The sequence below is a fragment of the Hymenobacter norwichensis DSM 15439 genome, from assembly GCF_000420705.1.
Classification (GTDB): Bacteria; Bacteroidota; Bacteroidia; order Cytophagales; family Hymenobacteraceae; genus Hymenobacter; species Hymenobacter norwichensis.
This window is the reverse complement of the sequence record NZ_ATVL01000010.1, coordinates 358792-382312: the sequence shown is the minus strand read 5'-3', so window position 1 is coordinate 382312 and position 23521 is coordinate 358792. Positions and strand designations below refer to the sequence as shown.

Sequence of the window (23521 nt, the reverse complement as noted above, 5' to 3'; positions counted from 1 at the left end):
GTTTTGGCTTGTGAGTTGTTCTGCGTTCTGGCTCAGTGCAAGCCATAGGTCAGCATTCATAATTCATCATTCAGCGTTACATAATGGCTCAACCTGCCACCAAGTCCAAAACCATTTCCCGTAAACCGCAGCGGCCCGGCCGTTTCACTGCTTTCACGCGCACTATGTGGGTGCTGTTTGGCGGTGGATTCATTGCCTTTCTGCTGTACGTTCTGGCAGTCAGCGTCAACTTTCTGAACCTGTTCGGGCAGATGCCTAACCTAAAGTCGTTGGAGAGTCCGCGCAGTGAACTGGCCTCGGAAGTATACTCAGCCGACGGCGTGCTGATGGGCAAGTACTTCCGCGAAAACCGCACGCCGGTCAGCTACGAAGAGCTGGCCCAAACCACTATTGATGCCCTGATTGCCACCGAGGATGCCCGTTTCGAGCAGCATTCCGGCATCGACCCTAAGGCCATGGCCCGCGTGGTAAAAGGCTTGGTAGGTGGCGGCAAAAGCGGCGGCGGCTCCACCCTCAGCCAGCAGCTAGCCAAAATGCTGTTCCGAACCCGGGAAGACCTTAACGATGGCAAACTGAACGACGTGCCGGGCTTACGCATGGTGGTTACCAAAACCAAGGAATGGATTTTGGCCGTGCGGCTGGAGCGCAACTACACCAAGCGTGAAATTTTGCGCATGTACCTCAATACCGCCGAATTTGGCTCGAACGCCTTCGGTATCAACGTGGCGGCGAAGACCTTTTTCAACAAGCATCCGCGCGACCTGAAGCTGGAAGAATCAGCACTACTGGTGGGCTTGGTAAACGGCCCTTCGTGGTTCAACCCTGTGCGCAACCCGGAGCGCTCTAAGCGCCGCCGCGACTGGGTACTGAGCCAAATGCGCAAGAACAATTACATTCCGGAGGCCACATACACGGCCGCTGTAGCCAAGCCCATCAAGCTCGACTACAAGGTGGAAAACCAGAACGAGGGCATTGCGCCGTATTTCCGCACCGAACTTAGCAAGGAACTACGCGAGTGGGCCAAGGAAACCGAACACGACCTCTATGCCGACGGCCTAAAGATTTACACGACTATCGACTCTCGAATGCAGAAGTATGCGGAGGCCGCCGTGGCCGAGCACATGAAGCTGCAACAGAAGTGGTTCGACCAGCAGTGGAAAGGCCAGCAGCCGTGGCGCGACGAAAACGGCCGTATAATTCCGAACTTCCTGAGCAATTCCATCAAGCGAACGGCTCGGTATCAGTCACTAAATACCCGCTACGATGGCAACAAAGACTCCATCAAGTACTATCTGAACAAGAAGTACAAGATGAAGGTCTTTACTTGGAACGGCGGCGAGAAGGAAGTCAATATGTCGCCAATGGACTCGTTGGCATACTACAAGAGGCTGCTACACTCCGGTTTCATGGCCATGAATCCTTTGAACGGCCAGATAAAAGCCTGGGTAGGTGGCATTAATTACAAGTACATTAAGTACGACCACGTAAAGCAGGGCAAACGTCAACCGGGCTCTACTTTCAAGCCGTTTGTGTACGTTGCTGCCATCGACCAGGGTTTCTCACCGTGCTATCAGCGGCCCGATGTGGCTACCACCTTCCCAGCGGAGCGCGGCCGCCCAGCCTACACCCCCCGCAACTTCGAGGGCTCTTATTCGGGCCGCACCTTCACGCTACGACAGGCACTAGCCCGCTCCATGAACTCCATTACGGCGTGGCTGGTACAGAAAATAGGCCCTGATGTAATTGCTGAATATGCCAAGAATATGGGCATCACGTCGCCCATTGACCCCGTACCCGCTATTGGATTTGGCTCTTCCGATGTCAGCATCTACGAGTTAACCGGGGCTTATAGCACGTTCGTCAACAAAGGCGTCTGGACCCAGCCCATCATGGTGACGCGCATCGAAGACAAAAACCAGAACGTGCTGCGCGAATTTGTACCTCGCACCCGCACCCCGCTTAGTGAGGAAACTGCCTATCTGATGACCTATATGCTGCGAGGCGCAACTGAAGAACAGGGCGGCACCAGCATCATTTTGAAAGGCGGCTTCAAATTTCCGTACGAAATGGGAGCAAAAACCGGTACCACCAACAACTACTCCGACGGCTGGTTTATGGGCCTTACGCCCAACTTGGTTTGCGGCATGTGGGTGGGCGGCGAAGACCGAAGCATCCATTTTCGCTCTGGTGCCTATGGCCAAGGTTCCCGCATGGCATTGCCGCTTTACGGCATTTTCATGAAGAAAGTGTACGCCGACAAGAACATTGATATCGACAAGAAGCCTTTCCCGCGTCCCGATACGCTAAGCGTGGAAATAGACTGCTCACGCTACTACAATGGCGCCAAGCGCGACACCATCCCTTACGACCAGAAGCTCAATCAGGCGAAGCTAGAGGATCTGAACGACGAGGATATCTAGCCGCTCGTTGCACCGCTTATAAAACCAGAAATGACCGGCGACTTTTGCTGGTCATTTCTGGTTTACAGAGAATAGGTAAGGCTCACTACTCGTATAGACACTCTTGCCGCCGCCGTCCGAACAAGCCACTCGAATCAGCGTACCACAACTACCAGCGCAACCCCATTATCTATGGCCGCCCAAGCCCATCTACAAGACCAGATTCGCCAATTGCCACACCGCCCTGGTGTGTATAAGTACTTCGATGATGAAGGCATCATCTACGTGGGTAAGGCTATAGACTTGCGTAAACGGGTCAGCAGTTACTTCACCAAGCAAGACCACAACAAAAAAACGCAGCAGCTTGTCAAGAATATCAAGCGCATTGAGTTCACCATTGTAGACAGTGAGTCAGATGCTTTTCTGCTGGAAAACAATCTTATCAAGCAGCACCAGCCCAAGTACAACATCCTGCTCAAGGACGGCAAGACCTACCCCTATCTGCTACTAACCAACGAGCGGTTCCCTCGGCTCATCCCTACGCGCAACAAAGTCCCCGGCGACGGCCACTATTTCGGGCCCTATGCCAATGGGTCTTCCCTGAACGTGTTGCTAGAGCTCATTCGGGCGCTGTATCCACTACGGACCTGCACGTATAATCTCACGCCGCAGAATATAGCAGCTGGCAAGTTCAAGGTCTGCTTGGAGTATCACTTAGGCAACTGCAAAGGCCCTTGTGAAGGCCTGCAGGACGAGGAAACATACAACCAGTACATCCAGCAGATTCGCCAGATTCTGAATGGCAACCTAAGTATCCCGAAGCAATATTTCCGGGAGAAGATGACGCAAGCGGCGCAGGAGCTACAGTATGAATTAGCCCACCAATTCAAGCAGAAGCTAGATCGGTTGGATGCTTTTCAAGCTAAAAGTACCATCGTCAATGCGTCCCTCTCCAATATTGATGTCTTCAGCATTGCTTCCAATGAGAAACTGTCTTTCATTAACTATCTGAAGGTGATGAACGGCTCCATTATTCTCACGCAGTCGGTGGAAGTGCAGAAGAAACTAGATGAGCCCGACGAAGAAATTCTGGCGGTCATGGTGATGCAAATGCGCCAGGAATTTGATAGCCAGTCCAAGGAAATCCTAACCAACGTAGCCTTATCGGCACTGCCTTTGCCCGGTGTCACCATCACACAGCCCCAAATTGGCGACAAGCGCAAGCTACTGGAACTGAGCATTAAGAACGTGCTGTACTTGCGCAAGGAGAAGGAGAGCATGAATGAGCGGAGCAAAGACCTGAATGAGGTTCGGATTATGGAAACCATCAAGAAGGATTTGCGCCTTACCGAGCTTCCTAAGCACATTGAGTGCTTCGACAACTCCAACTTCCAAGGTGACAATCCGGTGGCGGCTATGGTATGCTTCCGCAATGCCAAGGCCAGCAAAAAGGATTACCGCCATTACCACATCAAAACTGTAATCGGGCCCAACGATTTCGATTCCATGTATGAAGTTGTATCGCGGCGCTACCGCCGCCTAGTTGACGAAGGCGCTTCTTTACCCCAACTCATTATTATTGATGGAGGCAAAGGCCAACTGGGCATGGCTGTTAAGGCGTTGAAGGACCTGAACCTATGGGGCCAGATTGCCGTCATTGGCATTGCTAAGCGCCTCGAGGAGATTTACGTTCCCAACGACCCGCTGCCCCTTTACATCGATAAGAAAAGCGAATCACTACGGCTTTTTCAGCGCATGCGTGACGAAGTACACCGCTTCGGCATTACCTTCCACCGCAACCGCCGTGACGCGGCCACGCTCAAAACAGAACTTACCGATGTAAAAGGCCTTGGTCCTATCACCGCCGATAAGCTCCTTAGCAAATTCAAGTCGGTGAAGAAGATCAAGGAGTTGAGCGAAGCTGAACTAGTAACGGAGGTGGGAAAGGCAAAGGCGCAGGTATTGATCAACTATTTTGCTGAACAAGAGCGAACTGCCTCGGAATAATTAGCTTGGAAAAAAGAAGGCCTCACCTGTTAGCAGGTGAGGCCTTCTTTTTTCCAAGCTGTAACTCTAGAAACTCCAGAGGTTGTATTCATACTCAATAAGGTCGGCGGCAGCTTGCTGCGACGCCAGAATACCCTGCTGCTGACCACCGTAGATTTCGTCCAGACGGGCATCATTCGGGTTCGACACCTTCACGATGTACGAGTTGAACAACCACAACTCGAATGCATCAGCCAAGTTTTTATGCTGAGCATCGTTCTGCGAGTTAAACCAGATGGCTTTATCTGGATTATTGCGGAACACCTTCACCAAGTCACTGTACTTGAACGTAGCAATCGGCTTTTCAATACCTGAAGTGTTAGAGCTCAGTGTAGAAGGTACCACCAAGGCAATAGTTTTGATATCGTGATACATTCTCGACCGTTTCTTGTCGAAGATCATATCCTCTTTCAATTCCATTTGGTACAAATCCTTATAGCGGTATTCGTAGCTAGGTGGCGCAACTGGCTTTTTGGCAACTGGCTTGCTACCCTTCTTGGGTTTAGGGGCTCCCCAATCGTCAGCCGACTCATCGGAGAAGCCTGCCGCTCTTTCCTCATCACTCAGACCAGCACTAGCTTCAGCATACGACATGTTGCTCGTTACTTCGGCTGGTGTGAAGGTTCTGGTTAGTGAGTCATTGCGGTAAGCCATCAACTCACCCCGCTTCACAGCATCAATGATTACCCGGCTGATTTCTTTGCCTTCCGAGAACATCGGCTTGTTTTGCTTTTCACGCAAATCAACTGCCCGCAGAATAGTTTTGCGGAACATGATGTCCGAATTCGGAATCGGGCGATACGAGCCATTGCTGCTCGCCGTAGTAGCTTGTTCCTGTGCCGAAGCTGCCCCTGACAGCATCAGACCAGCCGTCAGAGCGGCGAGAGAAAAGAATTTATTCATACCGGGATAATCGAAAAGAGGCTGCAGTTAGTTCAGTAGAATAACGCTTACAGCAGCGGAATATTGAATTGCTTCGACACATTCACATCCTCGGTGTTATTCTGGAAGTTCATGCGCTGCACTTGTTTTACTTCAATGAAGAGTCGGTCACCTTCACGGGCGCTGTTTACTACGCTGCTCAAGTCAACTGTTGGGCCGTTAACCGGAATCATTGGCATGGCAGGGCGTTTGCCGCGTACCAGCGTGATTTCGTAGCGAGATACCCGATAACGAGCGTCTTCTGGCAAGAACGTAGCAAAACCAGCATCTGGAACAGCACGCAGTTGCATGTTGCGTACAGCAGTGATTGGGGTACCCTGCTTTTCGTTAGCCTCACGACCACCCACGATGCATTTAATCTCTGGCTTCGGAATCGGACGAACTTGGAACGTCTGCGAACCGATGGCGTTACCACCGCTGCTTACGTTCAAGGTTACCTCTTTCGAGTTTGGCACCAGAGTTACCTCACCCTTGGCCGAACCTTTAATAGTAGCGGCACCTGAAGCTGAGAAGCTAGGATCATACTGAGCACCAAGGGCAGGTACCTGCACGCTCAGTTTATTGCCACAACGGAAGTACAAAGCCTGCACCGAGGCCGACTGCACTTGCATTACGGGCTTAGTTACAGTGTAAGGCACAGTAACTTTGAAGGTTGTGTCGCGGCCATTTTGCTTGAAGCGAATGGTACCAGTCCAATTAGCTTTAGCATTACCCGCAGCATCAAAGTTGCCAGGACGAGCCGTGAATTCAACCTTGCCTTTACCAGTTGATGCGTCAACAGCCAAAGGGGAACCGTTCAAGGTCATTGTTGGCTTAAGGCCAGTGGCAGAAGCAGTCAAGAACAACTCTGCTTTGTACTTTGTGCCAGCGGCCACGGTGTTTGATTCAGCGCTAGCAAAAGCACCTACTTTGTCAAACACAATGATGTTACCACCAACCTTCGCTGACTGAGCAGCCAAAGCATCTGACTCATACTTCAACACTTCAGCTTCCTTCTGCGATAAAGTAGCCAAAGCAGCTACCAATGGCGTATTCTCGAAGTTCAGTTCAGCAAAATTCTTAGCCCGCTGCTCTGGATCCACAACCATTGGATCCTCTTTTGCGTCCAATGCTAATGGGGAAGCATTTGGCACGAATCCTTTAATGAAAGTGGAATACTCATTGAGTTTATTCTTCATTTCATAAGCGGCACCATCCTTCTTACCACCGAGCATGGTAATAGCCACTTTATCTTCGGCACTCATGTTCTTGTACTCGTTTTTGCCTTTCGTATTTTCTGTGGCAGTCACGAGTTTGTCACGTACACCGCGCAGATATTCGATCATCTGTTTGGTCCGCTCACGAATATCTTCGCTTTGCTTCAATACAGCTAAGTCTGCAGCCGTATTTCGGTTCTTTTCAACTTGGGCCTTAATGCCTTTAATTGTGCCATCGTTGGATTTAGAAACCTTGTCGTTGATACTACCAAGGCTATCATCCAGGAACTTGAACTTCAGCAAAATTGCTGAGTTCACTTGCAGAGCCAGAAGGGCAGTCAGTACCAAGTACATCATGCCGATCATCTTCTGCCGTGGGGTTTCTTTTCCTCCCGCCATTGCGTCTACCTAATTTATAGTGGGCTCGAAGATTTTCTGCTGTCGTAAGACTAGCTAGTTGCGCGCATGGCGTTCAACATGTTGCCATACACTCGGTTCAACGAGTTGAGGTTACCAGTAAGAGCGGCTACCTCATCTTTGAACTTCTCGGTGTCTTTACCAGCTTCGGTCATGTTTTGCATGGCTTGGCTCAGCGTACCGTAGAACTGGTTCATAGACTTGAGGTGCGTATTAGCATCCTGCAATTCCATTTCGTACACTGCATTCAGGGCACCAAGGTTCTTAGTTACTGTTTGAACTTGGATGTGATATTCTTTAGCATCTTTCGTAGCATCCGACATAGCGCTCATTGCTTGAGCAGTATTAGAATATGCTTCGTTGATACGCTCTAGCGAAGTAGCAGCTGAGCGAACTTTGGCTGTGTATTCATCAGTAGCGTTGGTAGCATCACCAAGCTTAGAAAGCTGCTGAGTTGTGGTACTCAAACGGTTCAGCCCTTGACCCAATGAAGAAATGGCCTCTGGAGTCACGTTAGCGTCTTTCAGCATATCGTCCAACTTCTTGGTCAAGCCTTTGCCGTTGCTTTGCTCAACCACTTTATTGCTGCCAGTAGAAGGGTCGTAGCCTTCGGACAATTCAGGATAAACAAGTGACCAGTCTGTAGCCTTTTCAGCAGGCTGAAATGCACTCAGGAAGAAGATAACGGCCTCTGTGCCCAGGCCAACGATTAGCATAACGTCAGCACCCTTCCAGTGCTGAATTTTGAACAAAGCCCCAATAATTACTACTGCGGCCCCGATGCCATAAATTTTGGGCATCAGCACATCATACAAAAAACTACCGCCTTTAGCTGCCATGTGAATTGGTTGTTAGAAAGAAGAGGTTGGTGATTGGAGGAAAAAAGAAAACTGGGTGGTGAGGGAATTTTATAATACTAGAGGTAAGCGTTAGTTTAAGCGGCTGTTTGTGCCCATTCCAATCTGAATCATAGCGGTCCGGAAACCGATGAAGGAACGAGAAGAATCTTGGTATTCAAAGTTGCGGGTACCGGTTTCGAGGAAGTAAGCAATGTCTTTCCAGGAACCGCCACGCACTACTTTGCGAGGCTCGTTGTCGTCAGGGTTAGTTGGGTTCATGTCCCATACCACGGGTACCGAGGCTTCCATGTAGGCATCATCACACCACTCAGCCACGTTACCCGACATATCGTACAGGCCGAAGTCGTTGGGGAAGAACGCACCTACTGGTGAAGTGTAAGCATATCCATCGGAGGCGTAGTCGCCACGGCCGGGCTTGAAGTTGGCTAACATGCAACCTTTAGAGTTGCGCAAGTAAGGTCCACCCCAAGGATACGTGGCAAGGTCGCGGCCACCACGGGCGGCATATTCCCATTCAGCTTCAGAAGGCAACCGGAAGTTCGGGAAGCCTGCTACGCCGGCTTCTTCATTAGCAGTGTTCTTGTGTTTGGTGCGCCAGTTGCAGAAATATTTGGCCGCAAACCAGTCAACTCCTACTACTGGATAGTCGTCGAAGGCAGGGTGCGTATAGTAGTACTCCATCAGTGGGTCACCCATGTGATATGTAAAGTCGCGCACCCATACTGTAGTATCGGGATAGAGCTCCGTCATCACATACTCTTCGCCCAGCACATCAATCGAATCCTGCCGGATGGCATTCATGAATTGACGGTATTCGTTGTTGGTAATTTCGGTCTCATCCATGTAGAAGCCGGCAATGGTTACCTGCTTGTTCATGTTTACCATGGAGGCTGAAATATCTTGATCAGTCTGGCCCATGTGGAACGTACCACCGGGGCAGGGTACCATCCCGAAGGGCACTTCTTGTGGATTGAATTCGGGCCGGTCCTCTGCCCCAACCAGGTCGCCTTGCGGTCCTTTGCCAAAACCACAGCTCCCTAGAAGCAGTGCCGAAAAGGCGACGAGAGGCAATGAAAGAAACTTGTTCATGTGAGGAAGTAAAATGACTGATGAGGCGGCGATACCAGAAGATTACAATTTTTAGGATTGGCAAATCTAACGAAACTTACGTTCGTGCGCAAGCCAAACGCTCAATGCCGTTCATTTGTCTGTGAACTGGCAGAGATGCCAGCTAAACGATGAAAAGCAAAGAGTTAGTGCCCGCTTAGTAATAAACCTTTCCCCACGTAATCAAAACGCCAAATCAACTCATCGCAAGCGACGAGCTTAGAAGCTATAACGCGGCGTGCGGATAGCTGGGCGACCATTTAGGTTGGGCTTAGCCAACCGATACGAGAGCATAATCTCGTGTGAGCCAAGAGCCCGAGCATCTTGGTTGAATGCAATAAAATCGAAGGCATAGCCTATCCGCAACGCGTTGTCTTTTGCAAGCGCCAATCCTGCCATACCCGTAAACGACTCGTCGTAACGGTATCCTACACCACCCCAGAATTTATCGTTAAAAGTAGCTCGTACGTTAGCTTCGTACGAGTTGTTTTTGAACGTGAATTTTCCATCATCACCAAACTTCCCAGGCATTACCATCTTCACCAACGCCGACGGTGTAATTACAACGGATGAAGAAGCTTCAATATTGTATCCGACGGTGAAATAAGAATGATTTTCGCCGATGTATTTTGCAGTATTGCCACCGCCGAACTGACTCTTAAACGAATACTCTGAGCGGAGCAAGTTATTTACGCTCAAGCCAGCATACAAAGTCGGTGATTCATACCACACCCCTACGCCTGCATCAAACTTGCTGTCGGAGCCATCCCGTGGAATGCTAGTATCGTCCGCATCAATGTACGTGTACACACCTTTCGAGAGGTAATTGTAAACGCCTTGAATACCAATACCTAACTTTCCTTCACCTACTGTAATGTGTTTGGAGTAAGATATCTGCGCGTTTGTCATCTCAAACTGCGCAATTTCATCCCGGTACACATGAAACCCGATGCCACCGCCTAATACTTGAACCGGAAATGAACCGGTTAGCATATAGGTTTTAGGTGAGCCACCCTGATCGAAGGTAGCATTGTAGTTGTAGTACTGATAGCGGCCAATTGCCGTTATCTCGCCTTGGCCTTTGATGCCGGCATAGGCGGGGTTGAGGTACATCCCAGTGAAGCCATAGTGGGTGAACTGTGGCTGCTGTTGGGCAAAAGCAGTTCCTGCAACGGCTGTTAACAGGAGGGTGGAAAGTAAAGTTACCTTCATACAAACAACTGATTTAAGGTGTATTACGACTAGGGTGGGTCTATGGAAGAGGTTTCCAAATGTATGCAAAAAACCTAGTGCAACAAATCCTAAGTAAAAAACAAACGGGGAAGCAGATGTTTCTGCTTCCCCGTTCAAACGCACTAGGCGCTCTGTTTTCCGTTTTTATTTTTCTCTTTTCCGATGTCGGGCCCGTGGTGGATACGGATGTATGCTTCGATGGCGCCAGTCATGGATGGCGCGTTGGGTTGCGGCGCCTCAATGTCTAATTCCAAGCCGGCATCGGTAACTGCTTTGGCCGTAGTGGGACCAAATGCAGCTATTCGAGTACCATTCTGCTGAAAATCAGGAAAGTTGATGAATAGAGAGCTAATACCAGAGGGGCTGAAGAAAGCAATGCAATCGTACTTCACGTCGCTCAGGTCCGATAGGTCGCTGGCAACAGTACGGTAGATAACAGCTTCGGTGAATTTGAAGTTGTTGGCCCGCATGAATTCTGGAATGTCATCCTTGCGGATATCTGAGCAGGGATACAAGAATTTCTCGCTCTTGTGCTTTTTGATTACCTCGAAAAGGTCAACGGCTGTGCGCTGCCCTACAAACAGTTTGCGCTTACGCAGCACAATATACTTCTGCAGATAGTTAGCCGTCTGCTCGGAAATACAGAAGTATTTCATTTCGGCCGGCATTTCCAGCTTGGCCTCCTGGCAGATGCGGAAGAAATGGTCAACGGCATTGCGGCTAGTAAAGATAACTGCCGTATGCTCCAGAATATTGACCTTCTCCTTCCGGAAATCTTTATAAGAAACCGGCTGTACCTCGATAAACTCGCGGAAATCTACCTTGATGCCGTATTTATCGGCAATGGTAAAGTAGGGCGATACGTCGGTGGTAGGCTTAGGCTGGGTGACAAGAATGCTGGAGATTCGCTTGGCATGACGGCCTGTCCCCGGTTTGTCTTTGCTCTCGGCCATAGGGTAAAGGAAAGGGTAAGTCTAAGTCGATAAGAAAATTTGGCAACGGCCCGTCCCGATGTAAAAACGTGGGGACTTAGTAGGTAAAAACAATGAGTTTAAGCAGAATTACCAAAGGAATTACTTCAGTGGCGCAAAGGTACGAAAACAAATGCAGATTCAGCAGGGAGGCCTTGCGGTGCAGAGTCCGGGCCACTTGGATAACGGTTCCTACCAACAGCAAGGAAACCACTCCGTTAGAAACCCAAAGCACGGTTTCGGGCAGGGTCTGATTTAGGCCCAGATACAGTACCATAACGACCGGCAGACATAGTCCGAGAAACAAAATGGTTCGGATAAATTCCCGGTACTGTACCAAAACCAATTCGCCTACATCAAAGATGTAGCCGAGCAGCTCCAAAAACAGGTACTTGCCTAAAATAAACCCCGCAATCAGAGCCGTATAGAGCAGCACCCGCGCTACCAGCGCCGACTCTGGCACGTCGAACAGGCGCCGCAGGATAACGATGTTTTGCACGTTGGTATGAATGGCCACCAGAAGCAGCGCAAACGAGAGCGAGAAAACTACTACCAATAGAATATTCAACCAGGTTACGGTGGGCTTCACTAGGAAATCCTGCTGAGCGGCCGAACGGCTCCACAAGCCTTCTAACTGGTAGATTCGGGCAAACCCAGGCTGATAGGTGGCTCTAATACCACCATACAGCAAGCCAACGAGCAACAGAAAACACAGGAACACGTTTTCGCCGGGGTGGCTACGGGCCAAGGGCTGGGCGAGGGTCGTGCGGACCGGCTTATTGGCCGCATTGGTGGTGGCTTTCAGTTGCGCATCGGTGAACGAGCTCAGATTGGGCGCTACCTGCGGATGCCACACACAAAGCAGATGCACACCAGGCACTGCTTTGCTTGGCAGCAGCCGAGCCAGATCCAGTGTGTAGGTAGCCGTGGCCGCTGCCGTGAATACTAAACGGTTGTCAAGAAAGAGGCTTTGCCCCTCACGCGCAGCGAAACTAATTAGAAAGGGCCGGGCCGGGTTGAGAGCCAACCATTGATAATAGGCGTGCGTGGGCGCATGATAGTCGGGCAGGTAGAGCACCAGCCGGTTCCGGGTCCCATCATGGATAAGCCAGTCGGGTGAGAGGCCACTATGCGGAGCAGGCGGCAACGGACGGTACTCAGCGGCCAATGCAGAATAACTGGTTGCCACGGCCAGCAAGCACAGCAGCAGATAGCGCCGCAGGTGGGTGATGAAGAGGCAACTGAAAATCTGACTCATGCCTATACGTAACCTTGAACCCAACTTCAGGATGCTACCCGCTGTTGCTCAGTAGCACTACGGCTACGGTACACGCCTAAAAACACGCTTAGTAGCAACGAAAAAACAACCAATCCGCCAATAAGTAGCGTGTTACCCACTTCGGCGAAGTTGATGACGCAGATACTCACGATGATATTGAGCGCACCAAGTAATAGCACCGTGCCGATTTGTTGGAACCCCATGGCTAGAACACGGTGGTGAAAATGGTTTTTATCGGGCGAGAAAGGCGAACGGCCAGCCAACATGCGCAGGATAAATACTCGGAGCGTATCAAAAAGAGGTACGAACAGAATACCCGCTGCTACCGAGGGAGCCGAGGAGCCAAATGGCTGCCCAACTTTCAGCCCCATTTCTACGAACTGAATAGTAAGAACCGACACGATGAAACCACAAACCAAGGACCCCGTGTCGCCCATGAAGATGCTGGCCCGATGGAAATTGTAGCGCAGAAATCCAATAATACCACCAATCAGGCACACCGACACAAATACGTAGTTGCTGTAGTTGGGCCCGCCATAACGCACAAAGTAGTAGCCAAACGTGCTGGCAATGATGATAACAATGCTACCTGCTAAGCCGTCGAGGCCGTCGATGAGGTTGATGGCGTTGGTGATGCCCACAATTACCACGAAGGTGAAGGCGTAGCTGATGCCCACTGGCAATTCGTGCACGCCCAAAATGCCTTGGAAGCTGGTTAGGCGTACATCAGCCATGATCATAACAATACCAGTAGCCAGCAATTGGCCCACAAACTTCTTGGTTACTGAAATGGTCACCAAATCATCTTTCAGACCAACAAAGAACAACACAATGCAGCCGGCGAGGAGTTGTTGAATACCGTTGTCGAGGTCGGCGAAGATGGTAAGGGCCGACATGAAGCCCGCGAAAATGGCCACTCCTCCCAGCCGCGGCGTCAGTGACTCATGCACGGTGCGCACGTTGGGCGTATCGAGCATGTTTTTCAGGTGCGCAATGTAGATGATGGATGGCACCGCGAACAGTGCCACCAAAAACGCCCAGAGAAAGGACAAGCTCAATTGTATTCCGAGAGTACTCATTACGCAACTTAAATAAAAACTGTAGCTGATCCTTAATGCCTCCTAATGGGTACAACTAGGTGTTATCCATGCAGTACACCTTCGCGGCCAAGCAAAGCAATAGGCGTCAGATTGGCCGGCACAATAGAATCGGGCACGAAGATGAATTTCTTATCGAAAATCTGCGTGTCGCGGTAGTAGCTCACCCAGTACTGGTTATTGAGATGGAACAGGTCTGGGTCGATGGGCTCAATGGGAACGGCGGTGTGCGGTTCTATCTCCGTAAAAACGTGCCGAAGTGTGGAGGTGCGCACAGTTTCCCCCTCGGAGGTGATGCCGTAGCCGTTGGAGTTAACAATTACATTAAGGAGCGGGTACGCGTTGTGGTTCAGCAGATACACCTGCCAGCCAGCTTTTCCTTCTTCGGTAACCGCTGCTTCATCGGGCACAATAGCCACTGAAACGCCTTCTACCGGATCAAAATTGATATCCTCTTTCATAGACCAATGGGCTCCTTAAGTTAATCCTGTTCAGAGATGCACTCCTATTATATAGTAGGTAGCTGATACCTATAACAGGATAGCATCGAACAGCCGCGCAATATGCACCAGCAGGCGGTCCTGCACTTCTGCTAATGGCACCGGGCGGCCGAGTTCAGCCTGCAACGAAGTCACGGCTTTGTCGGGGATGCCGCACGGCACAATGTGGTTGAAGTACGTGAGGTCGGTGTTGATGTTGAAGGCAAAGCCGTGCATCGTTACCCAACGGCTGCACTTGACGCCCAAGGCGCAAATCTTGCGCGGATTGGCAGCACCTTCCTCAAAATCCAGCCAAACCCCGGTGAGACCGGCAATCCGGCCAGCACGCAGACCATAATCGGCGAGTGTGCTGATTACGGCTTCTTCCAATAGCCGCAGGTAACGGTGAATGTCGGTGAAGAAGTTATCAAGGTCGAGAATAGGGTAGCCGACCAGTTGGCCGGGGCCGTGGTAGGTGATGTCGCCGCCCCGGTTGATGCGGTGGAAAGTAGCGCCGTGGTCGGTCAGGCCCGTTTCGGTGAGAAGCAAGTGCTCCGGCTTGCCACTTTTGCCGAGGGTATATACATGTGGATGCTCGCAGAGCAAGAGGTAATTAGGTGTAACCTCTAAGGCCTGGCCTGCTTCAGCGGCTTGCCGGTTGCGGGTTTTGTAGGCCAGCGTATCAGCCAGCAGTTGTTCCTGATAGGCCCAGGCGGCTTCGTAGGGCATCATTCCCAACCGCTCCACCCGGATAACCCGGTTCTGGCCAGCGGCAATTGCTGCTACCGAATCGGGAAGGGCTACTGGCACTAACTCCGTATACTGACTGTCCATGGCAACTAACTAAAGCGAAAACACAGCCACCCATTGGCACCTATGCTATATCCAACCAACTCCTTCAATCCATCCGATAAGTAAACAGCAAGGCTGACGAGCAGAAGATAGCGCGAAGTAACTACCATATAGTACCCTGTCGCCGGTAGTCGTTCTTGCTGCCGCTTGGCCCGGAAAACGCGCAAAGTTACTAGATTAAGCACCAAACTCAACCTGAACCCTTGCGGCTGGGGCCTGATCAGCACCTTCTTGCCGAAGGTTTCGCCTTACTTATCTTATGCCTTCTACAGCGCACGAACTTGGGCACGCCGGGGAAACCGCCGCGGCAGCTTTTATGGTGGCGCTTGGCTTTGAGGTACTGTACACCGGCTACCGGCACAAGCGGGCCGAAGTAGATTTAGTGGTGCGGCGAGGCCAGGAGCTGCTGGTGTTCGTGGAGGTGAAAGCCCGCTCCTCCAGCCAATTCGGTTACCCCGAAACCTTCGTGACGGAACGGAAGAAACAACTTTTCCGGCTGGCCGCCGAGCACTTACAGGAACAACTCAACTGGCTTGGCGACATCCGCTTTGATATCCTGGCTGTAACCCCGGCAGCTGGTGGCCTGCGGGTAGAGCACTTCGAGGATGCGTTTTACTGAATAGCTAATTGTTGGCGAATTGCTTGTTAAACCTCCGACAGCCAACTCGCCGACGATTATCAGCCGCTAATTCCGTCGGGTATTGGTGTTGCCGGGTCGGTCGGTTACGGCATCGCGCTTATCGAACTTGTCCTTCTCGTACACCAATACGCCGTTGCGGTTGTATTCCTTAATAAGGACCGGCTCAGCCACCTCAGGGTCAAAGCCCGATTCGCCGTACTCGTACACATAATGACGGCGGTCCTTTGTGTTGCGGAACCCCCAATAGTTGGTCCACTCTCCTATTCGCTTGCCGTTCTCAAAGGCACCATCCCATTCGCGCTTACCAAACTCATTGAAGCGCACATAGTCGCCTTCCAACTTACCGTTCACGTAGGGCACCACTTCCTTCACCTGCTTCTGGCCGGCGTCGTAGTAGGTTACGTTGGCGTCGCGGGGGAAACCCATTTCGTAGTGAATCTTGCTGACCAGCACGTTGTCCTTGGTGGTTTTCTCCCAGCGCAGGTGCTTGGTACCCATGGCAAAGAAGCCGGTTTCAATGACCTTACCGCCTTGTAGCTTCTTGTACGGACCGTGCAGCACTTTATCAGTGGCCGGATTCAGTTCACCATTGGCCCGGAAGATTTTCCGTTTGCGGGGGTTGAAGTAGTACACGGCCGTTGAGTAGGCATTGGGCTCCTTGAAGGTTTTGAGGCAGTAAAACACTTCCAGTATTTGGTTCTTGCCCTTTGCGCCCGACTTTGTGTAGGCTTTCTTGATTCGCTCACCCAGAAAAATGTTCTTCTTTTTCTTGGGCTTACGTTGCTCGGCTTTTTCTTTGTCTTTGGCGGCTTTCTCCTGCTCTTTGGTAAGCGCGATTTTCTTGGGCACCAACGACGGCGTTTTGGTGGTGTCGTTGGAGTTGGTGAGCGTATCGGCCAGGGCCAAGGCTGGCGGCTCGATACGGCTATTGAACGACACCGTTTTTTTGGAGCAAGCTCCCAGGCTGCTCACCAGCAGCAATACTATGTAGAGATGGAACGGGCGCATTAGCAATACAAGCAGTTTTCGCAGCATCAAACGTAAAGATATAGGGATTTGGTGTCCAACCAGCTATGTTGCCAGCGCAGACGGAATCCATCATCAATCTAGCAATTGCTTACTTTCTCGCCACTGAGGACGGCAGGACGCCAAAAACAAAACCCCAACGACAACAGCCGCTGGGGTTTTGTACTGCTTTGTACTCTTTAAACTCTTAAGAACTACTCAGCCGCCAATAAATCGGCGCTACGCTTCACAAACGCGGTTAGCGCCTCGCCTTTTAGCATGTTCTGCGCGAGCAAAGCCAAGTCGAATGCCTGGCGTGCCAGCTTTTGGCCAGCGTCGCCTTCAGCCTTCAGCACGCGCTGCGCAATAGGGTGGTTGGCATTCACGCTCACCGTGTAGCTGTCGGGCAGGCTACCGAACATTTGCATGCCGCCGCCGCCGCCGGTGCGCTGCATATCCTTCATGCGGCGCATAAACTCGGGCACCGTGATGATAACGGGCGCATCCTGGGGCGAGAGGGCCTCTACTTGCACGTGCATCTGCTCGTTGCTGATGGCCGACTTGAACAGGTCTTGCAGCTTGGTTTTGTCGTCGTCGCTCAGGACGCTTTCGGTTTGCTCGTCTTTCTCAATAAGCTTGCCCACCGTGTCGGCATCCACGCGCTTGAATGAGGTTTTCTCCAGCTTCTGCTCCAACTGGCCGATGAAGTGTGGGTCCAGCACGGCGTCCAGTTTCAGCACATCGTAGCCCCGGTCCAGCGCGGCCTGCACGAAACCGTGCTGCGCTTCGGCATCAGTGGTGTAGAGCACCACGGTATGCTCGTTCTTGTCTTTCTGGTTGGCCTGCACGAACTCCTGGTACTCAGGCAGCGTGAAGTACTTGCCGGCTACGTTCTGCACCAAGGCAAAATCCTTGGCCTTCTCGTAGAACTTCTCGTCGGAGAGCATGCCATATTTCACAAACAAGCCAATGTCCGACCACTTCTCCTCGAAGCCCGTGCGGTCTTTGCGGTACAGCTCGGCCAGCTTGTCGGCTACCTTCTTGGTGATGTAGCTGTTGATTTTGCGGACGTTGCTATCAGCTTGCAGGAAGCTGCGCGACACGTTCAGCGGAATATCAGGCGAGTCGATAACGCCGTGCAGCAACATCAGGAACTCAGGCACCACGTCCTTCACCTCGTCGGTGATGAACACTTGGCGCGAGTAGAGCTGGATTTTGTTGCGCTGGAACTGCAACTCGTCCTTCACCTTCGGGAAGTACAGAATGCCCGTCAGATTGAAGGGATAATCAACGTTGAGGTGAATCCAGAACAGGGGCGCCTCCGAAAACGGATACAGCTCCTGATAGAACTTCACATAGTCTTCGTCGGTGAGGTCGGCGGGCTGCTTGGTCCAGATGGGGGCCGTCTGGTTGATAACCTCGCCTTCAAACTCAATTTCAACGGGCAGGAACTTGCAGTATTTAGTCAGGATGCCTTTCAGACGCGCTTCCTCCAAGAACTCGTCGGAGTCTTCGGCTACGTGCAGTACTACGTCGGTGCCGCGCTCGGCTTTGGCGTGCTCACCAGTTGGCTCGTCGAGGGTGAATTCGGTGCTACCGTCGCAAATCCAGTGAGCGGTCAGGGTGTCGTCTTTGTACGACTTCGACCAGATTTCCACTTCTTTGGCCACCATGAAGGCTGAGTAGAAACCCAAGCCGAACTGCCCGATAATCTGGTCTTTGGCAGCGGCGTCTTTGTCTTTGTACTTCTCCACAAACTCGGTGGCGCCGGAGAAGGCAATCTGGTTGATGTACTTTTTGATTTCCTCGGCCGTCATGCCCAGGCCGCGGTCGGAAATCGTGATTTTGCGTGCCTCCTTATCCACGGTCACGCGCACTTTCAGCTCGCCCAGTTCGCCTTTGAACTCGCCCAGTTGGCCCAGGCTCTTGAGTTTTTGGGTGGCGTCTACGGCATTGCTGACCAGTTCCCGCAGGAAAATCTCGTGGTCGGAATACAGAAACTTCTTGATGATGGGGAAAATATTCTCGGTGTGAATCGAGATACTGCCTTTCTCTTGCATGGCACGTGGGCTGTGAGGTGTAGAAACTAATATCCGGACGATATGCCAGCTTCTGCTAGGAAGCGGCTTCGGTTGCCGCCCGTTTCAAAACCTATTCCAGCCTGTGTACGCTGTCAAAGTGACACCCAAGCATTTTGCTCACCCAAGTTCGGCGCTCCTTGTGGGCAGACGCTGGTGGGCGAAGCCATGCAGCTGCCAGCCAGACTTATCTGCAATGCGTTACTCGCGTCTGCCACTGCCCTACGTGCGCCTCCTGCCATTCTTGCTCCAGGTCCAGCATAAGTTTAGCCGATCCTGTCAGCCAATCCAGCCCGGTGGTGGTATCGGCAAAGAATTGCATATTGGCGTTGAAGTACTGCCGCCCGTCCTGAAGCACGTTTTCAATAACCAACTGGTTGTGCAGGTTGCCGGGCAGCACCACGGCCAGATGCCGCAATGATAAATTTTGGGCACAAGGCAGCCACATGTCACTTAGCCATTCCTGCTCATCAATGCCCAGTGGCGGCATGTGCGCCAAGTCAATCAGCCACCGGTTAGGCATGTGCTGCGACGCAAAAACCAGCATCTTGCTGAACGCTACCTGAAAGCGAGTTAACGACATAGGCCCGTGCCACTCCCAGCGCATCAGGCGGAGTTTAGGATAAAATTGCAGACACAGAGAATCCAGGTAATGAATCATGAGCAGCTTAGGCAGCCTTTGTCGGCCATCCTAAGTGCTACAAAAGTATAGGGGAGCTATATCTATAATTGTACTTTTTCGCTCACATTGAACTTTAAAGCGACGAAACGCCTGATTACAGCGCCGAGCTTTTACGCCGCTTTCAGCAGCTTGAAGCTACCCGTAACGGTGCCCAAGACTTTCCTTGAATCCACTTCTTTCTTAAGTCCAAGCTCAGCAGTACCGCTTACCAAACTGGAGCGAAAAACAGTGGCTGGCTGCCGATACCCAAAGCGGTTGGGCCGGTAGCAGAAAGAAACGGTGGCAGCGCCGCGTTTCACACAAATAGCTCTTCGGAGTTGCGAGATGAGCGGCTGGGCACCGGCCGTAGAGCAGTGGCTAATTGGCGAAGCAGACGAGCAGCGAATAGTTTCATGACGCAGTACGAGTGGGGTTCTGAATAATGCCTCAAAGGTCGGTGAAGCTTGTTGCCAGCACATTGCCAACGAGTTACGCTTGTATTAAGCCTGCGCCAACCCTCTGATAGTTTTTACGGGAAACTGAATCAAGTTTCGATTTCCCGTGTACCTTTGCCCCTCTTCGACACATTGTTGCATATGCAAACTCTTCGGTCCCGGCTGGCTTTGGTGCTGCTGCTCTGCTTTACGCGGGTGCTGCTACCGGAGGCGTGGATCCTGAATTTGCACGCGCACCAGCACACCACCGAGGAGCCGACGCAGGCACCGGGCGCGCTGAAGGGCAAGACCATCCTGAGTGCCAAGCACCAGCATTGCGACGTCGACCATTTTTATGATGTGCCGTTCCAGCCGGCCTCGCCGGTGGAGCTGCCGGTGCTATTTGCGGTGTACGTGCCCACCTGCTCCGAGCCGGTGGCCTCGGTGTGGCTGGCCGCTACGCACGCCACGGCCGACCTGCGCGGCCCGCCCTACCGAAGCTAAGCCTGTAGGCTGCCAGTAGAGCGGCGGCGCGTTTCCCTTGGGGAAGCTATGCGCTGCCAGAATTCCGCTTTTCGCGTGAAGTACCCCTGCCTTTGGGCTAGTGGGTGGCTACGGCAGCCGGTTTAGTTTTCACCGGCTTTCCCTCCTTTTATGTCTTTCCGATTTCCGGGCGCACCGGGAGCGGGACGGCCAGGCTTGTGGCTGCTACTCTTGCTAACGCTGAGTACGGTCCGCCTCGGCTGGGCCCAAGCTCCAACCGCGTGTGCCCTATCGCTGAGCGGGCGCGTCGCCGACCATGAGTCGCGGGCGGACCTGCCGGGGGCGACGGTAGTGGTGCTGGAAACCCAGCAAGCCACCGAAACCGATGCGGCTGGCAACTTCCATTTTCATTTGTGCGCGGGGCTTTACCACGTGCGGGTTTCGTTTTTGGGCTACCAGTCCGAAACGGCGGAGCTGCGCCTGGAACGGGCCGTGGTGCGCAATTTCCAGCTGCATCCCGATGCCGTGGCACTACGCGGCGCCACCGTACGCGGTGAGCGGGTGCTGGCTCCTACTCAACCCACGGCCACGCTGAGCGGCCAGGCTTTGCAGCAAACGCGGGGCCAGGCGCTGGGTGAAGCGTTGCAGAAGATTTCGGGCGTGACGGTTATTCAAACTGGGCCCAGCATCTTCAAGCCAATGATTCATGGGCTGCACTCCAACCGCCTCACCATTCTGAATAACGGTGTGCGGCAGGAAGGGCAACAGTGGGGCCAGGAGCACGGCCCGGAAATCGACCCGTTTATCGCCTCACGTCTGACGGTGGTGAAGGGTGCGGCCAGTGTGCGCTACGGCTCCGATGCCATTGGCGGCGTGGTGCTGGTGGAGCCCAAACCCCTCCGCGACTCGGCAGGCACCGGGGGCGAGTTGAACTTGGTGGGCATGAGCAACAACGGCTTGGGCGCGGCCTCGGGCACGGTGGAAGGCAATGTGCGCCGCCTGCCGGCGCTGAGCTGGCGGGTGCAGGGCACGGCCAAACGGGCCGGCACCTTCCGGGCGCCGGGGTACTACCTTAAGAACTCCGGCTTTCAAGAATACGACTTTTCGGCGGCGGCTGGCTGGCGCAAGGAAACCTACGGCTTGGAGGTTTTCTACAGCCAGTTCAACACCAAAATCGGGATTCTACCAGCCGCGCACGTAGGCAGTCCTACCGATTTGCAGCTAGCCATTGCCCGCGACCAACCGCTGAAAACCTCGGGCTTTAGCTACGACGTGGAGCGGGCGTATCAGCAGGTGCGGCACGATGTGGCCAAGCTCACAGGCTTCGTGGAAACTGGTAGCGCGGGCCGCCTCACGGCCACCGTGGCCCAGCAAACCGACTTCCGCGACGAGTACGACAAGTTCCGGCCGCGCAACGACAATCTGGCCAGCCTTAACAAACCGGAACTCAGCTACACCAACCGTACCAGCACCGCCGAGCTGCTGTGGGAACACCGCCGCCGGCACAACCTGACCGGCAGCGTTGGGGTGGCGGGCACCTACCAGTTCAACCGCTACGCCAACGGCAGCCGGCAGTTTATTCCGTTCTACACCAACACGGCGGTGGGAGCTTTCTGGCTGGAAAAATGGCAGCGCAACAAGTGGCTGCTGGAAGCCGGCCTGCGCCTCGACCACCGCAACTTGCAAGTAAAGCGCGGCGACCGGGACAGCTCTGGCGTCTACTTCGTGGACCGCCGCCAGTTCCAGTACACGACGCCGGCCGCCTCGCTGGGTGCCACCTTCGACCCCACCACACACCTGACGCTTAATCTGGCAACGGGCCTGACGCGCCGCGCGCCGGCCGCCAACGAACGGTTCAGCGACGGGGTGCACAATGCGCAGTACGAGCTGGGCTACGACCTGGTGCCAGGCAATGGGCCCCTGGTACCGGAAACCGCCCTCAACGTGGGTTTGACGGCTACCTGGCACGACAACCCGCGCCTGAACGGCGAAATAACCGTGTACCAAACGCGCATCACCGACTTCATCTATCAGGTGCCGATTCTGCCGGCGGTGGTAACGATTCGGGGGGCATTGATTAGCTGGCAGTATCAGCAAACCGATGCCACGTTTCGGGGCGTGGACGTAGCGGGCACCTATCAGTTGGCTCCGCGCTGGCTACTGGGTGCCAAGGGCTCGATCGTTCGGGCCCGTGATACGCGCCAGGACCAATGGCAGATTTTCATGCCCGCCGACCGGGCGGAGGTCTCATTGCGCTACGATTTCAGCAACCAGCCAGCCACGCATTTCCGCCAGTCATACGTGCAGTTGGGCGGCTACGCGGTGGCCCGCCAAACCCGCGTGCCCGATAACTACGCCGAGCGGGACTACAAGCTCCCCCCCGCTGGCTATGCGCTGCTGGGGCTGGAAGCTGGCACCACCATTCACTGGGGCCGCCTACCGCTTGACATCAGCGTGGCGGGCTCCAATCTACTCAACACCCGCTACCGCGACTACCTGAACCGCTACCGCTATTTCACCGACGAAATGGGCCGTAATGTGACGCTACGTGTACGGGTGCCGCTGGAGTTGAGCCGCGCTAGCAGCAGTGGCACCTGATTGCCCTTCCCTGACATCAACTTTTAATTTTTCCTCACTATGTACAGCTTCAACAAAAAATCTATTTCCCGAATAGCTATGCTGGCTTTGCTGGCCGCCGCTCCCTTGTTCAGCGCCTGCAACAACGATGACGACGACCCCACGCCCGACGACGACAACGAGCAAATCACGACGCTAACGTACACCCTCACGCCCGCTGGCGGCGGCACGCCCGTCTCGGCAACCTACCGCGACTTGGATGGCGACGGGGGAGCGGCTCCAGTTATTGGCTCGTTGACGCTGGCGGCCAACACCACCTACACTGGTGTACTGACGCTGCTCGACGAGACGAAAATCCCAGTGGTAAACACCTCGGTCGAAATTCTGGAAGAAGCCGATGAGCACCTGTTCTGGTTCGAGTCAACGCCCGCCAACCTAGTGACCGTAACGCGCACCGACAGAGACAAGAACAACCTGCAAATCGGGCTGCAAACCAGCCTCGTAACCACGGCGGCCGCCACCGGTGAGCTCAAAATCACGCTGCGCCACCAGCCCGGCACCAAGAACGGCACCTTCGCCCCCGGCGACACCGACGTGGAAGTGAAATTCAACACTACGGTTCGATAGAAGGGCAAGAGTATAGGAAGGTGAGAGGGTATGGGTGAAAAGGCAAGGAAGCAGGATAGAGGTTTTTGTGCGCTCATGTCAGTGCCTCTCACCTTATAGCCTACTTCCCTCCTACCCTCATCACCTCTCACCTTCCTA

The 23521-nt window shown here is 53.1% G+C and carries 19 protein-coding genes; 6 read left to right on the top strand and 13 right to left on the bottom strand.

Annotated features, from left to right (window positions below):
• Window positions 1-164 precede the first annotated feature (164 nt).
• Entirely contained in the window at window positions 165-2420 is a 2256-nt protein-coding gene (locus tag G536_RS0119680; RefSeq protein ID WP_026880400.1) for a penicillin-binding protein 1A, read from the top strand.
• A 171-nt stretch (window positions 2421-2591) separates the two neighbouring features.
• Window positions 2592-4406 (top strand): excinuclease ABC subunit UvrC, encoded by a 1815-nt coding sequence (uvrC, locus tag G536_RS0119675; protein ID WP_022825321.1) that lies wholly within the window; start codon window positions 2592-2594, stop codon window positions 4404-4406.
• 66 nt (window positions 4407-4472) lie between these two features.
• Here uvrC and porN read toward each other — a convergent pair whose 3' ends face one another.
• The 10 genes from porN to lipB all read right to left on the bottom strand — a co-directional run bounded on the left by porN (window position 4473) and on the right by lipB (window position 14860).
• Complete coding sequence (gene porN / locus G536_RS0119670) at window positions 4473-5348, bottom strand: type IX secretion system ring subunit PorN/GldN (RefSeq protein WP_022825320.1); 876 nt, start codon at window positions 5346-5348, stop codon at window positions 4473-4475.
• A gap of 47 nt (window positions 5349-5395) precedes the next feature.
• Window positions 5396-6982, bottom strand: a complete 1587-nt coding sequence (gene porM / locus G536_RS0119665; protein ID WP_026880399.1) for a type IX secretion system motor protein PorM/GldM — start codon at window positions 6980-6982, stop codon at window positions 5396-5398.
• A 50-nt stretch (window positions 6983-7032) separates the two neighbouring features.
• Window positions 7033-7839 carry a type IX secretion system motor protein PorL/GldL gene (gene porL / locus G536_RS0119660; RefSeq protein WP_022825318.1) on the bottom strand — a complete coding sequence of 269 codons (807 nt, stop codon included), beginning with the start codon at window positions 7837-7839 and terminating at the stop codon, window positions 7033-7035.
• A 90-nt stretch (window positions 7840-7929) separates the two neighbouring features.
• Window positions 7930-8949: a T9SS ring complex lipoprotein PorK/GldK gene (gene porK / locus G536_RS0119655; RefSeq protein ID WP_022825317.1), complete on the bottom strand. Its 1020-nt coding sequence runs from the start codon at window positions 8947-8949 to the stop codon at window positions 7930-7932.
• A gap of 237 nt (window positions 8950-9186) precedes the next feature.
• Window positions 9187-10179 carry a PorP/SprF family type IX secretion system membrane protein gene (locus G536_RS0119650; RefSeq protein WP_022825316.1) on the bottom strand — a complete coding sequence of 331 codons (993 nt, stop codon included), beginning with the start codon at window positions 10177-10179 and terminating at the stop codon, window positions 9187-9189.
• Between the two features lie 143 nt (window positions 10180-10322).
• On the bottom strand, window positions 10323-11153 hold the full coding sequence (locus G536_RS28980) for a uroporphyrinogen-III synthase (RefSeq protein ID WP_022825315.1): 831 nt from the start codon (window positions 11151-11153) through the stop codon (window positions 10323-10325).
• A gap of 76 nt (window positions 11154-11229) precedes the next feature.
• Window positions 11230-12429 (bottom strand): DUF4271 domain-containing protein, encoded by a 1200-nt coding sequence (locus G536_RS28975; RefSeq protein WP_022825314.1) that lies wholly within the window; start codon window positions 12427-12429, stop codon window positions 11230-11232.
• A gap of 26 nt (window positions 12430-12455) precedes the next feature.
• Window positions 12456-13529, bottom strand: a complete 1074-nt coding sequence (locus G536_RS28970; protein ID WP_022825313.1) for an MraY family glycosyltransferase — start codon at window positions 13527-13529, stop codon at window positions 12456-12458.
• Between the two features lie 62 nt (window positions 13530-13591).
• On the bottom strand, window positions 13592-14008 hold the full coding sequence (locus G536_RS0119630; RefSeq protein ID WP_022825312.1) for a hypothetical protein: 417 nt from the start codon (window positions 14006-14008) through the stop codon (window positions 13592-13594).
• Window positions 14009-14077: 69 nt separating this feature from the next.
• The gene (gene lipB, locus G536_RS0119625) at window positions 14078-14860 is read right to left on the bottom strand and encodes a lipoyl(octanoyl) transferase LipB (protein ID WP_022825311.1); all 783 of its coding nucleotides are present in this window, start codon (window positions 14858-14860) and stop codon (window positions 14078-14080) included.
• Window positions 14861-15137: 277 nt separating this feature from the next.
• On the opposite strand from lipB, the gene G536_RS0119620 reads away from it, so the two are divergent.
• The gene (locus G536_RS0119620; protein WP_022825310.1) at window positions 15138-15497 is read left to right on the top strand and encodes a YraN family protein; all 360 of its coding nucleotides are present in this window, start codon (window positions 15138-15140) and stop codon (window positions 15495-15497) included.
• Between the two features lie 66 nt (window positions 15498-15563).
• On the opposite strand, the gene G536_RS28965 is transcribed toward G536_RS0119620, so the two are convergent.
• The 3 genes from G536_RS28965 to G536_RS0119605 all read right to left on the bottom strand — a co-directional run bounded on the left by G536_RS28965 (window position 15564) and on the right by G536_RS0119605 (window position 19262).
• Window positions 15564-16526 (bottom strand): toxin-antitoxin system YwqK family antitoxin, encoded by a 963-nt coding sequence (locus G536_RS28965; protein WP_022825309.1) that lies wholly within the window; start codon window positions 16524-16526, stop codon window positions 15564-15566.
• Between the two features lie 212 nt (window positions 16527-16738).
• On the bottom strand, window positions 16739-18583 hold the full coding sequence (gene htpG / locus G536_RS0119610) for a molecular chaperone HtpG (protein WP_022825308.1): 1845 nt from the start codon (window positions 18581-18583) through the stop codon (window positions 16739-16741).
• A 205-nt stretch (window positions 18584-18788) separates the two neighbouring features.
• Window positions 18789-19262, bottom strand: coding sequence for a hypothetical protein (locus tag G536_RS0119605; protein WP_022825307.1), 474 nt, complete (start codon window positions 19260-19262; stop codon window positions 18789-18791).
• Between the two features lie 596 nt (window positions 19263-19858).
• Here G536_RS0119605 and G536_RS0119595 point away from each other — a divergent pair.
• The 3 genes from G536_RS0119595 to G536_RS0119585 all read left to right on the top strand — a co-directional run bounded on the left by G536_RS0119595 (window position 19859) and on the right by G536_RS0119585 (window position 23383).
• A complete protein-coding gene (locus G536_RS0119595; protein ID WP_022825305.1) occupies window positions 19859-20200 on the top strand; it encodes a hypothetical protein in 342 nt (113 codons plus the stop codon).
• 150 nt (window positions 20201-20350) lie between these two features.
• Window positions 20351-22777 (top strand): TonB-dependent receptor, encoded by a 2427-nt coding sequence (locus G536_RS0119590; RefSeq protein WP_071837773.1) that lies wholly within the window; start codon window positions 20351-20353, stop codon window positions 22775-22777.
• A gap of 78 nt (window positions 22778-22855) precedes the next feature.
• Entirely contained in the window at window positions 22856-23383 is a 528-nt protein-coding gene (locus G536_RS0119585) for a hypothetical protein (protein WP_157530819.1), read from the top strand.
• Window positions 23384-23521: the final 138 nt, after the last annotated feature.

Bases quoted from the DNA above. Each gene is read 5' to 3' on its own strand.
- G536_RS0119680 (WP_026880400.1), top strand. From the start codon at position 165: ATGTGGGTGCTGTTTGGCGGTGGATTCATTGCCTTTCTGCTGTACGTT.
- uvrC (WP_022825321.1), top strand. From the start codon at position 2,592: ATGGCCGCCCAAGCCCATCTACAAGACCAGATTCGCCAATTGCCACAC.
- porN (WP_022825320.1), bottom strand. From the start codon at position 5,348: ATGAATAAATTCTTTTCTCTCGCCGCTCTGACGGCTGGTCTGATGCTG.
- porM (WP_026880399.1), bottom strand. From the start codon at position 6,982: ATGGCGGGAGGAAAAGAAACCCCACGGCAGAAGATGATCGGCATGATG.
- porL (WP_022825318.1), bottom strand. From the start codon at position 7,839: ATGGCAGCTAAAGGCGGTAGTTTTTTGTATGATGTGCTGATGCCCAAA.
- porK (WP_022825317.1), bottom strand. From the start codon at position 8,949: ATGAACAAGTTTCTTTCATTGCCTCTCGTCGCCTTTTCGGCACTGCTT.
- G536_RS0119650 (WP_022825316.1), bottom strand. From the start codon at position 10,179: ATGAAGGTAACTTTACTTTCCACCCTCCTGTTAACAGCCGTTGCAGGA.
- G536_RS28980 (WP_022825315.1), bottom strand. From the start codon at position 11,153: ATGGCCGAGAGCAAAGACAAACCGGGGACAGGCCGTCATGCCAAGCGA.
- G536_RS28975 (WP_022825314.1), bottom strand. From the start codon at position 12,429: ATGAGTCAGATTTTCAGTTGCCTCTTCATCACCCACCTGCGGCGCTAT.
- G536_RS28970 (WP_022825313.1), bottom strand. From the start codon at position 13,529: ATGAGTACTCTCGGAATACAATTGAGCTTGTCCTTTCTCTGGGCGTTT.
- G536_RS0119630 (WP_022825312.1), bottom strand. From the start codon at position 14,008: ATGAAAGAGGATATCAATTTTGATCCGGTAGAAGGCGTTTCAGTGGCT.
- lipB (WP_022825311.1), bottom strand. From the start codon at position 14,860: ATGGACAGTCAGTATACGGAGTTAGTGCCAGTAGCCCTTCCCGATTCG.
- G536_RS0119620 (WP_022825310.1), top strand. From the start codon at position 15,138: ATGCCTTCTACAGCGCACGAACTTGGGCACGCCGGGGAAACCGCCGCG.
- G536_RS28965 (WP_022825309.1), bottom strand. From the start codon at position 16,526: ATGCGCCCGTTCCATCTCTACATAGTATTGCTGCTGGTGAGCAGCCTG.
- htpG (WP_022825308.1), bottom strand. From the start codon at position 18,583: ATGCAAGAGAAAGGCAGTATCTCGATTCACACCGAGAATATTTTCCCC.
- G536_RS0119605 (WP_022825307.1), bottom strand. From the start codon at position 19,262: ATGATTCATTACCTGGATTCTCTGTGTCTGCAATTTTATCCTAAACTC.
- G536_RS0119595 (WP_022825305.1), top strand. From the start codon at position 19,859: ATGCAAACTCTTCGGTCCCGGCTGGCTTTGGTGCTGCTGCTCTGCTTT.
- G536_RS0119590 (WP_071837773.1), top strand. From the start codon at position 20,351: ATGTCTTTCCGATTTCCGGGCGCACCGGGAGCGGGACGGCCAGGCTTG.
- G536_RS0119585 (WP_157530819.1), top strand. From the start codon at position 22,856: ATGCTGGCTTTGCTGGCCGCCGCTCCCTTGTTCAGCGCCTGCAACAAC.